This window comes from Chryseobacterium sp. T20, from assembly GCF_047345655.1.
In the GTDB taxonomy this organism is placed as follows: Bacteria; Bacteroidota; Bacteroidia; order Flavobacteriales; family Weeksellaceae; genus Chryseobacterium.
Map to the genome: position 1 here is coordinate 99,761 of NZ_JBLFDU010000013.1, position 15,306 is coordinate 115,066.

The following is a 15,306-nucleotide window of genomic DNA, read 5'->3' on the forward strand; positions in this document are numbered from 1 at the left end:
TCCTGAATTAGGACAGGCTGAATAAAAAACTCAAATTGGACTCACTAAATTACTGTCTCAATGGTGAGGTTCTGCTCCATATTAATATCGTGCAAGCGTCTCTTGATAAATTCGGCAGGACCTATTCCATTGATTTCTTTGAAAAGTTTCGAAAAATGATTTCTTGAGCCCATACCACATTCTTCCGCAAGCGTTTCGATCTTATATTTGCGGTATTCCGGGTCATTATAGAGTTTATCAGTTATATATTTGATCCTTAAATCTATGAGGTATTTTGTAAAATTCATGCCTTTGTATTCGTTCACGATCTGTGACAGATAGAAATGATTAGTATCAAATTTATCAGCCAATTTATGCTGTGTAATCCCATTCTCCCTAAATCCTCCCTTATCCTCAAAATCCTGTAATTTATGCAGTATTTCCTCTATAACTTTTTGGTCAATTTCAAGCTTATTGCCATCTTGCTTTTCTTCTATTTTAATAGCTATATTGGCGCTGTCTCTAGCTTTGATCTTTTGCTCCAGAATGTCATATTTCCTTCGGATTCTTTTTTCTCTTCTTTTATAAAACAACATGGTAGCAGCAAAAGTGACTGCGACTGTACCTAAACCCCATTGGGCCACTTTATCTTTTATGGATTTCTTTTCTAGTCGTTTTTTATCTTCTTTCAGTAAACGTGTATCATACTCCTTGCTTATCTTTCGGGACAGATAATTGAAATCTCTGAATAGGACACTATCTACTTTTAAAAGCTGATTGGTATAATATAATTGCTTCTCTACGCCATTATTTGCTTTGTAATGATCAATCAAAAGTTCATAAGTATCCCGAACTTCTGGAACAATGAAACCATGCTTCTGAAAAATGGAATCGACTTTTTCAAAGTTTTTTAAAGCATGGGGTTCATCACCTAGTTCAAGATAGGATTTCCCCAAATATGAATAGTTTACAGCTAACCATGAAAAATCATTAATTTTTGAAAGTGCTACTGATGAAGCGATAAGTGAGGCGATAGCAGTTGAAAATTCCTTTTTCCGAAACTCGGAAATTCCCTTTTCTTTTATAAAATATCCCGATTCCTGTCTATGTTCGCGGGTAGATCCGATTTCTGTAAGTCCAATGCTAACAATAGAATCGGCAAGTGAAAATTTTCCCATATTTCGATAACAAATAGCCATCTGATGAAGACTATTATAGTTACCTCTCCGAGAATCGTATAGAATATTAGGATCTTGCTGTTTCTTCAGCTCTGACGCAAAATGGTTCCGTGTCTTTATAAAAATGGGTAATGCATCATCGTAGTAGCCTATATAGCTTTTGACAACACCGATCAGATAATTTAGCCTGTTCTGATAATAGGGATCTGCATCTTTTGGTGCATACTGAACTGCTATAAGAAACTCGTTCAATGCCAATTGGTATTTTTTAAAATGGAAATAGTAGACAACTCCCTTTTCAAGGTAAGCAGAACTTATTAACCCTGGTTTTCGGGATAATTTGGCGGCAATGATCGTACTGTCTGCAAATTTTAGCTTTTCAGTACGATCAGCGGAAAATTCGACACCGTCTGCATATCCCTGATACAATTTATCGTAATCCTTATCCTTTTTTGCTTCAGCAATGTACTGACGTATGAATGGAAGTGCCCTGAAATCATTCTCTGAGAACACTTCATAATTTCTCCTTATGTAATAATACTTACTGTATTCCTCTTGCTGGGCGCAGAGAAATTCACAGTGTAACAAACATAAAACAATTATGATATGAAAAGAGGAGAATTTCATAGGTCAAGTTTATATAAAATTAGTAAAAATCGCCAAACCATGATTTATCAAAAACGAAAATCTGCAACCTAACATAAAACCATCATAAGACATTGATTTACAAATAAATAACAATGCTCAAATTGAACAATTTGCGCATTCAAATTGTTCAACGTGCGCAGTAAACAGTTTTTCCGTCTTCCAATGCCCTCTACCTTCGCTCTTGAATTCGAAATAACCGGCCGGGATAATTCTTAAAATTTTTAACAAAATGAAAACTATTATCTCAACAATATTAATCATCGCAGGAGCGGTCATTTTACACTCCTGTAGAGAATCCGAAATTGAGGAACCGCTAGAACTGGAAAAACTGAATATTGTCAACTCAAAAACAGAAATGTCAAAAAATAGCGATACAATTCAAGCAGGAGTCGTTTCCAACGATGCCGACACTGATGAAACGATCAAAGACCCACCGATAAGACATGGTGGCCAATGGAGAACCTCGAAATAATGCTCGATTTAAACTATGTGTGAAATGACCTTTCAACTTAAATCACAAAATACTCAAACCATGCGAACGAAAAACTTGATAGCCGAAACAATTATATTCTTACTCCTACTAATGTGGGCATATACGTTTGTCAGTAAGGTTCTTGATTTTGACACTTTCAGAAGGCAGATCAATGGTGCATATCTATTATCGGCTTTGGGATCAGCTTTGCCTTACTTTCTACAGCTTCTGCATTTGTCACTTGTGATACTGCTGCTAAAGAAGTCTTGGAGGAAAATAGGACTTATTACCTCGCTATCTGTCCTGCTGTTATATACAGGATATCTCATCTATATCTTGAAGTTTGCACCAAGCATACCATGTTCATGTATTTCGCTTTTTAGAGGGTTGAACTGGAATGATCAACTGTGGATTAATCTTGTGGTGCTGACACTAAATATCATTGGTCTGATCATGTTTTCGTATAAAAGTCCGCCACACAGTAGTCATGTTCAGACCACGTACTAAATTTAAAACTAATAACCAAAACAGGGGAAGCCGAAAACCTGAAACCCAGAGTAGGCAAAAAACTAAAGTTTAGCTTTTTGATTTATAAAAGCACCAAACATCATGAAATCACTTAGAATTACATTAGGAGTTGCAGCAATTGCAATCGGAAGTTTCGCAGCATTTTCATTTGCTCCGTCAAACACAGTCAACGAAGATGAAACAGGAGTATTTTATTCTAATCCTGATGGATCTATGAGTAATGAAGAAGTTTCGGGTACGAGTGACTGCGATAAAAAAACTACTCCTATTTGCTCGCAAGAGTACAATTTAGAAACAGGAGAACCAACCCACAACCCTAGTTTAATTACGAGAGGGCAAAGACCTTAAAAAATGGTGGACATTGTCCACCGTTTTTTTTATAGTTTATTTATGAAGTCAATAAAATCGTTCATATTACTTCTAGGATCCGGTGGTGTCTCCGCTAATTGTCCTTTTTTATCAATAACAACTAATTTTGGATAAGTATTAAAATTTAGATATGAAATCAAAGGATGTTCAGTTTTCTGCTCATTGGTATATAAATTTAAACTTTTGTTACTAGAATATTTTCCAATACCTGCCAACCATTGCTTTTTTGAATCTACATTAATAGATATAATCTGAACCTTACCGGGAGAAAATACTTTTTCCAATGAATCGATAATATTAGCCATCTGTAGGCAACCTGAGCAACCGTTAAACCAAAAATCCATGACAATAACTTTGCCTTTAAAATCTTGCAAATAATGTATTTTTCCTGTTCTATCTGGTAGTTCAAAATTATAAAAAGGCTGACCTGGCATTAGATTAGAAGAAAAATATTTGTATAAATTTTCAACTTCCTGATAAAAAATGCTATTAGTTGAAACATTCTTTTTGAAATAATTATAAAGGTTTTTTGAAGTACCATTGAGCCTTTCTGCCTTTAATGTCTTTACAGTCAAATCAGCTAATAAATATTCTTTAGCTGGAACATTATTTCCAAGTTGCTTTACAACTAAGTGGGCAAATTCGATTGGTTTATTCTGAATAAAAGTACGTCCTAATTGTGCTGCTGGGTTTCTGTACGCCGATAATAAAATATTATTGGCCAAAACATGGTATGGATAATAATTTAGCACCTCCTTTTTTAATAAAATATCCATTCTTTTTTTATCAACTATAAATTTGTTAAAAAAATATTGTGAGGAATCACTTTTTGTTGCGGTCAACAATGGTATGTCTAAAATCAGATCATACTCATAGGCTCGAATAATATCCTTTGCTAATGAGTCAATGTTAGACGGAAAAAAATCATAAACCGAATCAATTACATTTAATTTTCTATCCGTTGTTTCAAATGTAAACTGAACGGACTGTTTACGAGGGTCTGATTTGTATATAGGAAAAGTGGCGGCTATTATGGCCTTAACAAAATCTACTTTCTCTTTTCCTTTTCCTGTCACTCCAATATCCATCAGTCCGAGCTTATTCATATTTTTTATAGAAAAATCGAGACTGTCCATAGGTTCAATTAAAACACAAAACACTCCGGGAAAAAATAACCGGTGTCCGTTAATCTCCAGAGTAACCATTTTCGGTTTATTGATTTCAAAATCAAATGAAAATTTACCATTTTGAGTTTTGGTTTTAATAGTCGTGAATCTGTTTTCGTATATAACGTCAGGATTTTCAATGCCTAACTCGACAGTCCATGTAGAATCCTTTGCTTCAGGAACAAATCCAGTAATTTTCGTTGAATTTTGGCCAGTTACTTCAAAAGCAAACTGGTTCAGAATAAGAAATATTATATAAAATTGAATTTTCATACCTAATATTTATTTTGTTCAATACCATTATAATCAATAATATATTGCGGTATCGGCAACACATAGCGAGGATCGTTGGGAGCTAGTACAAATGTTTGCGTTCCTATCTTGCGTTCAAGTGTTTTTGAATATCGAGGATCGCGGTTTAATCTCTTTAAATCCTGCCAGCGGAGACATCTTGTTAAAAGTTCTTTTCTTCTTTCTTTCAGGATAATTTCAAGAGCTTCGTCTTTGTTTTGTATTTGAAAGGGCATAAATGTTCCAGTTCTAAATCGCTTTTCTAAGAGCTGATTTAACCGTCCCATTGCTCCATTAGTATCACCTAATCTGACTCTACATTCTGCGCTTAAAAGTAAAACTTCGGGAGTACTTGTTCCTGAGAAAAGAGCAGGCAAATAATGACCTCTAAAAGAAAATTTACCATCCGTTTCCTTTTTAAAAAAGAGTATTTTTCGCAAATCATTTTGGTCATAACTATTATATAATTCCTCATTTATCCTTCCCGTTGTGGGATATGAAACAGCCATACTAGGGTTTACAGGAATATGCATTTCTTTACTCTGAATATTTAACGGGCGGCTGGGAGTGCTATTTATGGTATTGTAGTCTTCGATAAAAGAATGATATTTATAACTTGAATCAGCGGCAGCTCCAGCTTCTTGATATTTATCCATAAAGAGTAGCGCGCGGGCCAACAATGCGTAAGCACCGCCTCTTGCGATATGAGTATATGAAAGCTTTTGCGTAGGTAGTAATAGACTTGCTAACTTTAAATCCTCAATAATTGTCTGGTAAGTTTTTTCAAGCGATGCTCTTTTTATCGGTTCATCGGTTTCATTAGATAATTTCAATACAATACCCAAATCTTTTGTTGCAGAAGTTGGATCATAATATTTACAAAAAGTCATAGCCAAATTCAGAAATTGCCTACTGCGTTGATAAAGCGCCGTTCCTTTAATGCGATCATATAGATTGCTATTCTCATTTGTACGGTTTATTTTTTCAAGGGTTTTAAGGACTACATTACAAATTTGAATTTGTTTATATGCAATGTCCCATTCGTTCTGATCAGGGGAAATTTGTTCAAATAAAGTGACTCTCCAAGTAGCCAAACTGCGCTGAAAACTGTAATCTAATTCATTAAATTGATCTAATGTATATTCTGCCTCATCTGTAGAGTTCTCCGTAGCTCCTCTGCCATCATCGTCAAAACCTGTATTTAACAACATATCCAAATCATTCAAAGTTGTCGGTACTAAGAGCTTAACATCCTGTTTTTTCTCTAACCACTCTTTCGAACATCCTCCTATTAGAATACAAAAAATACTCGTTAGGATAATAAAACTTAGCTTTTTCATAGGGATACCATTTAAAAATTACAATTAAGTCCAATAGAAAAATTTCTTAAGGGCTTATTAGTTGGAAAATCAGGATCTAAATTCTCTTTATTAGCCTTCCATAAAAGTCCTACATTATTTACCAGACCAAAAACTTGAAGATTTTTGATCTTAAGTTTGTGCAACGTATTTGAACCAAAAGTATATGCGAATCTGACATCCTGCAAACGTATATGATCGCCTTTAGCTACTAATATTTCAGAACTACGATAATAATTGTCAGCGGTACTATTTGCCGGATACATCATAGCTGGAACATTTGTTATTAATTCATCGCCAGGATTTTGCCACCTTTTGTAATAGTCACCATGAGTAGAATAGTTTCGATATAGTGTAGAATACATTAAGCCATTTCGCCTAAAGTAATACCCGAAACGATATGTTATATTAAAAGAAAACTCTAGTCCTTGGAGTTGGAATGTGTTACGAAGCGCACCAAAATAGGGTGGTAAAGCATTTCCGTGATAGATTAGATTCGCCGCAGGATCAGATGCTAACTCTGCAGAAATGCTGGAATAGTCTGTTGAAGGTTGGCCTTCTAAGTAACCTCGCGCCTGACCAGTTTCAGGATCTAAACCTGCCCATGGGTATGAATAAAGACTAAAAAGGGATTTTCCCACAACAGGAGTATAAGTCGTTGGATTTCGATAAAGACTATTATCATTCAAAAAGTCAAAAATTGAAATGGGACGCTGATATTTTGTAACCTTATCTTTTGCGTAAGAAAAAATCAAATTTGTCATCCATCGAAAATACTTCGAAGTAATGTTTATTGAATTGATTTCGAAATCAATACCTTTACCTGTCATATTTGCCAGATTTCCTCGGAATGATGTAAAACCAGTTGTGGGATCTATCGCTCCATTACCAATCAAATCTGTTCCTTTTCGATTAAAATACTCTAGACTACCTGACACCTTATTGTTTTTTAAACTAAAGTCTACTCCAAAATTCCACATCGCATTTTTTTCCCAACGTAGGTTTTTATTTGGAGGGTTTAATAGGTAAGCTGCTGGAAGGAAATTTATATAGTTCTTACTGACCATTGCTGTAGTATAGGCTGTCAATTTACGATCTACATTACCACTATATCCATAGGTTGATCTAATACTTAATTCTGATAACCAATCTAGATTATAAAATGATTCTTTATTAATATTCCATTTACCACCTAATGACCATAGTGGAACCGACTTCTGATTTGTCTGTACACCAAAAAGGTTGGATTGATCGATGCGTGCACTTGCAGAGACAACATATCTTAAATCATAATTATACGCAGTATTCACATAATATGATCTCATTCTATCCAATGTTTCTGAATAATCATTTTGTGAAGGAATAGTTAGAGCTCCCCCTTTGCCATACTGATTAAATTGCGTTAAATAATCTACAATAATACTAGAACCTATTTTGGGGTCAAATCCATATAGTCGATTTGAAATTCCATTGGCTTTTGCCTCTCTAACTTCAAATCCAGCAATCGCATTAACCTGATGTTTGTGCCATTTTTGATCATAATTCAATTGAAACCGACCATTCAAAGCATTAAGTTCTGTATTTGTATTATCAAGCCGTCCACCCAGTGGTATGTTACGGGTCAAAATCCCATTGTTAATGGTAGTAAATCTATTGATCTGATCACGCATCAAATAACTGTCCTGATCATAATAGTTTCTTCGTCGACCCAACTGATTTTCGTATTGAAATCGTACTTCGGCAGAGAGCGCTGGAATAAAAGTGTACTTTATAGCGGTATTTAAGCGAAGTTCGGACTGTTTATATTTGTTATTCTGATAATCCAATTCTTCCAATGGTACAAAATCCCAATTGAGTAGTCCAGCAGTAAGTGCTTTCTCTTTTAAAACAGTACTTGCATCTTTAATTACCCGTACAGCATCCCCATTGTCATCAACCAATCGTGCATAGGGATACATTAATTCAGTACCCATATTGTTAAGCATTGAAATTACGTTGGATGTAGATTGATTATTCTGGTTGTAAGCAATACCCGCAGAAATTTCCAGTTTTTCTATTGGACGGAAGACCTGATTACTATTCAAGCTTACCCTGCTAAATCCGCTGCCCTTTTCAGAATTCTGGTTTTTATCGAAACCTGCGGAGAAATAATAGGTATATTTATTTGTTCCGCCATTAAAGTTTAGGGCATATTGTTGTTTGACACTATTTCTGTAGAGATACTTGCTCATGTCATCCCTTAGATTGTTGTTTCGTAGTGCATCAATCTGGTTGGTAGCTTGCTGTTCCGTCAATATCCCATTTTTCTGGTCATTCAAAATGCTGACCACAGGTGAATAAGGTCGATTTGCAGCTGTATTGCTGATAATCGTATTGTAGAAACCTTTTTCAAAGAGCATCTTTTCAATATCAATGAAATCCGTTGGTTTGATTTGGGGGATATAATTTAAATCAGGCTTTTGCCCTATGGTGACATTAGATGTAAACCCTATGTTCATGGGCTGGTCTGCTCGTCCCTTTTTAGTTTTAATTACGATCACACCATTACCAGCACGAACTCCCCAGATTGAAGCGGCCGCAGCATCTTTTAAAATGTCAATATCCTCAATATCATTCGGATTGATATTGTTGATATCACCTTCATAAGGAAAGTTATCAACTACAATCAGCGGTTGATCGTTACCAAAGATCGTAGCCTGTCCCCTGATAGTTAGCTTCGGGCTACCTGAACGTTCGTCAAATAGAATGGATGGCGCTATGCCTTTCAGCCTGCTGATCACATCTGTAGATACCTGTCTATTAAAGGTTGTATTATCGACCTTGGAAAAAGACCCCGTTGCTCTTTCCTTTGGAATAGATTGATAACCACTGGCAACAACGGATACCTCATCGATGACATTGCTATTTGTTATCAATGTTATCCGGTCAATGTATTTTGCTGATACCGACAATGGCGCATAGCCTAAAAAGCTGATCTTTAGCTCAGATTCAGCATACTCCGAAGGCAATTCAAAGTTTCCGTTGTTATCGGAGTTCGTCACAAAGTTGCTGCCCTTGACCTGAATGGTTGCACCAGCCAATGGATTGCCCTTTTCATCGACGATCTTTCCTTTTATGGTTTCCTTTTTTTTTGAATTGGTAGTATTCGGTGCTCTTCGCTCCTGCAATATGATGATGCCATCCGCAATTTCAAATGCGATCGGTTGGTTTGCAAAGAGGGTTCGTAATGTCTCTTCTAATGATGCATTTTTCAGGTTTACAGTAATGGGTCCGACTTTTTTCAGTAGCTCCTCATTGTAAACAAAATCATATTTTGTCGCTTTCCGAATTTCTGAAATTGCTTTTGACAAAGGCGCTTTTTGCAAGGAAAGACTAATCTGTTGAGCCTGTAAAGCTGTACCGCTGGCAAGCAGTATAAAGAGCGTTGCACTCTTTATACCATTGCGCAGAAGTTTTCTCCTGTGGGAAAACAGATCCACCCACGGCGGAATGTTTTTCTTGTTGGAAAAATCATGTTTTTTCATAGATTTGTGTAGGGTTAAAAAGTAATTTTCGTTGCTGGAAATTTATGATGTAGACCCGATCGCCGGAGTGCGCTAACACTCCGGCATATTTTCAGGCCAACATATGAAACTATAAATTCTTATTTCTGAATTTCAATCCTCCTTCCTTTCGTTAGGTTGATCTGTAAATCTGTAATTTTTTCAAGTGCATATAACACACTGGAGAGTTTCTTTTCTCTTGAAATGGTTCCGTTAACCTTGATATTTGGAATATTGTTGTAATCAACGTCAACATCATACCACCGTTCAATTTGTCTCAGGACTTCCTGCAAAGCGCCTCCTTTAAACTGAAACTCATTTGAAGTCCATGCTATAAAAGGTTCGGTATCTACGGAAATTATGGCAAAACCGTCATTGACGAGCTTAGCTTGCTGGCCGGGAGCAAGTATCACAGTTGCCTTGTTACGGCTACTTAACAATTCAACTCGTCCGCTGACTAACGTTGTTCTGACAGCAGGTTCATTGGAATAACTGTTGATATTAAACTTAGTTCCAAGTACTTTCACCTGCTGGCCATTAGAACCAACAATAAAAGGCTTTGCTTTGTCGTGCGCCACGTCGAAAAATCCTTCCCCTTGCAATTCAACATACCTGTCTTTATCAGTGAACTTTGTAGGATAGCGTAAAGATGACTCTGCATTTAACCAGACCTTAGTGCCATCGGGAAGCGTTATCTTATACTGTCCCTTACGTGGCGTAGTGAGTGTCGCAAACTGTACCTTATTTGCTGATATGCTCGTGCCATCCATATAGGAGATGCCCTGCTCATCTACTTTTATAGCTTTCTTATCCCCTGCGAGCGAAAGAACTTTACCATCCTCAAAAGTTAGCGTTGCTTTATCACTTCCCGGAAGAATATCTCCCGGTAAGGTAGTTGTTGCCACTTCTGTCGATAAGATCTTGTCTGACTGGTAAAATTTATAAAGCCATACTGAAATGGAAATCGTGAAAAGAATTGCTGCTGCAGTCATCAGCCTGAACCAGATGCTCGTTGGCTGTGGCTTGTCAAGTATTTTATTGAATCTTGCAAGTTCATCCTTGGTTGTAGTAGCTGATTCTTTCAATTCGACAAGATCACTAGCCAAACGGTGTTGATCCACCAGCTGTTGGAAAACAGCCCGATTGGATTCACTTTCTTCAATCCAGTCTTCAAGAAACTCCCTATCCCAATAGGGAAGTTTTTGTCCTGTAATATACTTATGAAGTAATTCTGTGATCTCAAATCCGTCGAACAACTCTTCTTCTTTCATGTCTCGCATTTAGTATAGAAACGGGAAACATGTACGGCTTGTCCAAAAGAAAATGAAAAAATTATAAAAAAAATAGGACAGCAGTTCTTAGGTACTGTTGTGAGTTCAAAAAAATGCTTACAATAACATTTAATAGTTAACCAAGATAATCTATATATTCATCAAATGTTAAAATAGATAGATTGGCATTTGTCTCCCTGCCAACTTTCAACATTGCCTTATCAGAGGTTACAAAATACAATTTATCATTTTGGATCTTATGGTCTCCAACATTTAACATCAATTGGGTGTCCCACCAAAAATTACTTCTATCCTTTTCAAACATATTAAACTTACTGTTTATTATATTTTCATACACTGACTTATATAACGCAATATACTCTGGAAAATTGGTCACAAATTTATCACAGAACAATATCCACTGATCTTCATCTGGCTTTACCAAACCAGGATGTTCTAAAGCATAGTATTCAAATAATGGTTCTATATAATCTCTTGCTAAAATAAGCGAAAACTTATCCGATCGGATATTATTTAAAAGTTTCTTCCGCTTGCTTTGATCATCAGCAAAAACAGTCCAATTTTCCATTTCCGGATCATAATATTTCAATGTATTCAAAAATGATTCAGCATATATCCGTTCTGCACATTCAACAAATTCTTTGTTTCTCTTAAGGTTATCTGCAAAACGGTCAAACATTTCATTTGTGGGAGATTTAGCCAATCCATTTACAATCTCATAGTATGCATTGCTCGTTTGCACTTTCTTCTCACTTGATAGCCCAAATATATATCTGGCGACAAGCATTTCTGGCCTCGCTAACATTCTAGAAAATCCATTATCAAGACAATGCAGGTACATTGCCTTAATTGCATTTAAAGATTTTTGAAATAAACTGCTCCCATTCCTGTTTGCGACGTGAGCCAAAAGTTCTTGTATGACAATCGGACTAATAGATGCTTCCAGGTTATTTTTCTTTTCCTTCTCTCGAATCCCAGCCATGTAGTTATCTAGTTCATCAAAACTTAAATCTTTAATTAGATACCTATATGCATTAGTATCAAAAACTACTCTTTCCATTTATTATAGTTTGAAATCATACTTCTCAGGTAAGAGAAATTAGCGATTAAAACTCTAAAAATACAGATATTTACTCAAAGAATTACATTTATAACAGTGCGAAAAAAGGCATTGTCAAATTAAATATAAAAAAGCAGAAGTACCATCCCTTTATTTGAAAGAGTCTTTTTTAGTATTGAGATAGCCCGTGCTTTCTGGCTGTTGACAGTGCTGACACTGATATTGAGTTCCTCGGAAATCTCTTTTGGAGTTGCTCCACCCATCAGTTTTTGCATAATGTTCCGACATTGTTCAGGAAGAAGCTCTATCGATTCGCTTAGTTCGCGAAGTACTTCAGTATGGATTATCTTGCTCAGGATATTCTCCTCATCATATTCCTCGAATTGGTTTGTAAGTTTCTCAAGCCTTTTTAATCGAACTTTCTCTTTTTCAATAACGTCTACACACTTGTTCTTTGTGGATATATATAGAAATGCTTTAATGCTCGCATAGCTCGTAAAGGTCTCCCTTAGCTCAAAAGTTTTAAGCATAACATCCATAACGACCTCCTGTGCGTTAGCCTGATCAAAATTGATTAGTAGTCTATTGGCAAAAAAAATTAATGCTGGATGATAGAGTTGGAAAACTAGATTCATTGCAATTCTATCACCGCTTTGAAACCTTGTTAGCAGTGCCTTTTCTTCGATCTCATGTCTGGATGTCATAATAAGGCTATTGATAGAAGAGTAAAGTTAAGCAATAATTATTTCAAAAAAGAAATCGTCAACTTTACAAAATAATAAATTTGTCCTCTGCTACGAAGAAGAAGGTTACAAAAGTGCATAAAAACAGTTAAATTTGTATCCTTAGCCGAGGAAAATCTAAGTATCTTGATTGCGATTTCCTGACTGTAATAAAGCCTATTTCAATATGGATAAAATAAAAGTTAATGACTTCAATCAGAAACTTACTGATGAACGACTTCACAATCATAATAGACACGAGAATGAACTGAAAGGTTTATATAGGGAGATTATTTCCAGTATGGCTACAGACTACTCTGAGTACCGGAACCATATACCGGCTTTTTTACAAAGTTTAGAAAATAATAGTGAAAATTCAGTTCCATATTCGATTGACCTATTCTTTGCTCTATATGATAAACTTTTGTTTTCGAAGAATTTTCGTCCATTTGATCTTTCCGTAATGGATTATAAGCCAGATGATCATACCCTTGAGATGATGGAGCCGATTTTAGAAGCTTCCTTCCAAAAGAAAAACAAACAAAGGTTGTCTGAAAATAATTTCGATATTTCAACACTATCCGATGATAATAAAAAAAGGATGGCTACTTTGGTTATCCATAAATTACAAAATGATGCGAAACAGTTAAATTGGAATGAAGATCTAGTTTTCTCCAATATATCTCTTTCAGGTTTCTTACGTCAAATATTGTTGTCGCTAGATAATGCTGAGTTATTTTATCATACTGTGGGATTAATAGTTGATAGGCTTAGCTCATCAGAGCATTACCAACCCGGACGCGATTTTACAGAAGAAGTTTTATTATCATCATATAAAGATGGTATTCCTGAAGTAGGCTACTTCAATTCGTTCCGAATGTACTCCAATGTAGGGAGCATTCATGCTTCGTTAATTTATATTAATCTTTGTTTAGCCTGTATTCTGAAAAAGAAACCGCCTTACTCCGAAAGGTTAATAAGGGAAATTATTTGGCAAGCCTTAAAATTTTTTAGAAACGTTAGACTCCCTCAATTTGCAATCCAAATATATAGGGAAATACCTGTCGAAATCAACTTTCCACCTTATGAAAGGAGATCCTTGGATCACGGCTATTTCACTTGCTTATTGATGTTGGATGATCCTCTATTGCCATCACAATTATTGGACTATTTGCGTCAAGAAAGAGAAAGCATTTTGGCTGGTGGAATTAATGATGCGATGCCATGGCTTGTGACTTTATACAACATAAAAAGAATTTATCCAGATGCAGATTTCACTCCAAATGGATTAGGTTTTTTCCTTACAACTTTTGAAATGATAGTTCCCGCAGATTATGTGAAAAAATACAAGGATATCATCGAAGCTGATACAGAAGATTTGAAAAAGCATTTAAAGGAATCTCTTGTTAAATTAAATGAAACCAGAAATACAGCAGATTTTGTTTATGATAACAAAAGTGCCATCATGATTTCAAATCGCCTTATTGACTATAGTACGAAAAACAAAGACTCCTCTGCTTTCCTTTTATCAATGGTTCTAAAATCAGATTACAGTATCTTGTTTCAAGAAAAAAAATCCGAAGAACTCGTGCAATTAATTTTGCCGGAAGTAAATGTTGATGAAATAGAAATGCTTTACGATAATTCTGAAGAATTTTTAAAAGAATTATCACTTAATCCCGGGGTTGCAATGTGCTGGCTTGCCTGCGCAGAAGAAAAGTTATCTCAGCTTCAGTTATTCAACGATGTATTCTCTTTTCATTTACATGAAGACTGGAAATATGAGTTATATAAAAAATTGCTCGATAGTGACTATTTTGTTGATCTTAAATTTGATGATACCGTAAAAGAGAATCGAGGGGTACGACAGATATCCCCGGAGGAGTATGCGAATGAAGAAGCTAGGATTATCAGGAGGCTGAGTATAGGCAAATTGGCGGTCCATGATAACGCTAATGCACTATATATTGTAAAAGACATGGAGTTGTCAAAATTTCCTCACAACTTATTTTTAAACAGCGATGGAGATTTTATTGCGAAATATATTCCTGTTACCAATGTCCTTTCGACAGAATGGCTATTAGAAACACATCAAACCAACCCATTACCATCTGATTACAAAAAATCTATTTGGATTCCCATAGAAAGTGGGGACTATCCGCTGAGCTACCTATTTGGAAATATAGAAAATACGCTACAAGAATACTCTTTTAATGTTCATCAAGAAATGAAATTAAACGAACCTTTGTCTGCTGATATCAATATTGTATGCTCTCATGGCGCTAAAAACATTTCTGAAACTCAGATCGTATCTCAGGAAGATCACCTTACTTATGACTTAAATACGGTTATTGGAAAAGGAAGAATTTTAATCTTCTTTGTTTGTCATTCCGGGTCAATGAAAACAGAATTTTTTAGAAACAACGTAACCTCATTGGTTAAGCGTTTTATTGCCCAAGGGTATGATGCTGTTATTGCTCCATGTTGGGCACTTGATGTTACAGTTCCACGATACTGGCTTCCCGAATTTTTAAAGTCATTTGAAGAAGGTCAAACTATATCACAAGCAACATTTAATGCAAACAGGAAAGTAAATGAACGATACCCTACCCCAGCAGCCTGGGCCTGTCTGCACTTATATGGAAACCCGAACTTAATAAAAGATATCAATTAATTTGAATTACTATTGATCAGAGATTGT

At 35.7% G+C, this 15,306-nt stretch carries 11 protein-coding genes; 4 read left to right on the top strand and 7 right to left on the bottom strand.

Going from position 1 to position 15,306, the window contains the following annotated elements; translation table 11 throughout:
- Positions 1-44 precede the first annotated feature (44 nt).
- Positions 45-1,670 carry a helix-turn-helix domain-containing protein gene (locus ACMA47_RS22035; protein WP_413931511.1) on the bottom strand — a complete coding sequence of 542 codons (1,626 nt, stop codon included), beginning with the start codon at positions 1,668-1,670 and terminating at the stop codon, positions 45-47.
- A 364-nt stretch (positions 1,671-2,034) separates the two neighbouring features.
- Here ACMA47_RS22035 and ACMA47_RS22040 point away from each other — a divergent pair, with 364 nt between their 5' ends.
- The 3 genes from ACMA47_RS22040 (at position 2,035) to ACMA47_RS22050 (ending at position 3,153) form a co-directional block, all read left to right on the top strand.
- The gene (locus tag ACMA47_RS22040; RefSeq protein WP_076549711.1) at positions 2,035-2,277 is read left to right on the top strand and encodes a hypothetical protein; all 243 of its coding nucleotides are present in this window, start codon (positions 2,035-2,037) and stop codon (positions 2,275-2,277) included.
- Between the two features lie 60 nt (positions 2,278-2,337).
- Complete coding sequence (locus ACMA47_RS22045) at positions 2,338-2,784, top strand: MauE/DoxX family redox-associated membrane protein (protein WP_413931512.1); 447 nt, start codon at positions 2,338-2,340, stop codon at positions 2,782-2,784.
- A 102-nt stretch (positions 2,785-2,886) separates the two neighbouring features.
- On the top strand, positions 2,887-3,153 hold the full coding sequence (locus tag ACMA47_RS22050; protein ID WP_413931513.1) for a hypothetical protein: 267 nt from the start codon (positions 2,887-2,889) through the stop codon (positions 3,151-3,153).
- A gap of 29 nt (positions 3,154-3,182) precedes the next feature.
- On the opposite strand, the gene ACMA47_RS22055 is transcribed toward ACMA47_RS22050, so the two are convergent.
- From ACMA47_RS22055 to ACMA47_RS22080, 6 genes are all read right to left on the bottom strand, one after another.
- Complete coding sequence (locus ACMA47_RS22055; RefSeq protein ID WP_413931514.1) at positions 3,183-4,613, bottom strand: TlpA family protein disulfide reductase; 1,431 nt, start codon at positions 4,611-4,613, stop codon at positions 3,183-3,185.
- Positions 4,614-4,615: 2 nt separating this feature from the next.
- The gene (locus tag ACMA47_RS22060) at positions 4,616-5,971 is read right to left on the bottom strand and encodes a RagB/SusD family nutrient uptake outer membrane protein (protein WP_413931515.1); all 1,356 of its coding nucleotides are present in this window, start codon (positions 5,969-5,971) and stop codon (positions 4,616-4,618) included.
- A gap of 11 nt (positions 5,972-5,982) precedes the next feature.
- Positions 5,983-9,513: a SusC/RagA family TonB-linked outer membrane protein gene (locus ACMA47_RS22065; RefSeq protein WP_413931516.1), complete on the bottom strand. Its 3,531-nt coding sequence runs from the start codon at positions 9,511-9,513 to the stop codon at positions 5,983-5,985.
- A gap of 119 nt (positions 9,514-9,632) precedes the next feature.
- Positions 9,633-10,811, bottom strand: coding sequence for a FecR family protein (locus ACMA47_RS22070; protein ID WP_413931517.1), 1,179 nt, complete (start codon positions 10,809-10,811; stop codon positions 9,633-9,635).
- A gap of 127 nt (positions 10,812-10,938) precedes the next feature.
- Positions 10,939-11,883: a hypothetical protein gene (locus tag ACMA47_RS22075; protein ID WP_413931518.1), complete on the bottom strand. Its 945-nt coding sequence runs from the start codon at positions 11,881-11,883 to the stop codon at positions 10,939-10,941.
- A 119-nt stretch (positions 11,884-12,002) separates the two neighbouring features.
- Entirely contained in the window at positions 12,003-12,587 is a 585-nt protein-coding gene (locus ACMA47_RS22080) for an RNA polymerase sigma factor (RefSeq protein ID WP_413931519.1), read from the bottom strand.
- A gap of 205 nt (positions 12,588-12,792) precedes the next feature.
- Here ACMA47_RS22080 and ACMA47_RS22085 point away from each other — a divergent pair, with 205 nt between their 5' ends.
- The gene (locus tag ACMA47_RS22085; protein ID WP_413931520.1) at positions 12,793-15,279 is read left to right on the top strand and encodes a hypothetical protein; all 2,487 of its coding nucleotides are present in this window, start codon (positions 12,793-12,795) and stop codon (positions 15,277-15,279) included.
- Positions 15,280-15,306 lie beyond the last annotated feature (27 nt).

Bases quoted from the DNA above. Each gene is read 5' to 3' on its own strand.
- ACMA47_RS22040 (WP_076549711.1), top strand. From the start codon at position 2,035: ATGAAAACTATTATCTCAACAATATTAATCATCGCAGGAGCGGTCATT.
- ACMA47_RS22045 (WP_413931512.1), top strand. From the start codon at position 2,338: ATGCGAACGAAAAACTTGATAGCCGAAACAATTATATTCTTACTCCTA.
- ACMA47_RS22050 (WP_413931513.1), top strand. From the start codon at position 2,887: ATGAAATCACTTAGAATTACATTAGGAGTTGCAGCAATTGCAATCGGA.
- ACMA47_RS22055 (WP_413931514.1), bottom strand. From the start codon at position 4,613: ATGAAAATTCAATTTTATATAATATTTCTTATTCTGAACCAGTTTGCT.
- ACMA47_RS22060 (WP_413931515.1), bottom strand. From the start codon at position 5,971: ATGAAAAAGCTAAGTTTTATTATCCTAACGAGTATTTTTTGTATTCTA.
- ACMA47_RS22065 (WP_413931516.1), bottom strand. From the start codon at position 9,513: ATGAAAAAACATGATTTTTCCAACAAGAAAAACATTCCGCCGTGGGTG.
- ACMA47_RS22070 (WP_413931517.1), bottom strand. From the start codon at position 10,811: ATGCGAGACATGAAAGAAGAAGAGTTGTTCGACGGATTTGAGATCACA.
- ACMA47_RS22075 (WP_413931518.1), bottom strand. From the start codon at position 11,883: ATGGAAAGAGTAGTTTTTGATACTAATGCATATAGGTATCTAATTAAA.
- ACMA47_RS22080 (WP_413931519.1), bottom strand. From the start codon at position 12,587: ATGACATCCAGACATGAGATCGAAGAAAAGGCACTGCTAACAAGGTTT.
- ACMA47_RS22085 (WP_413931520.1), top strand. From the start codon at position 12,793: ATGGATAAAATAAAAGTTAATGACTTCAATCAGAAACTTACTGATGAA.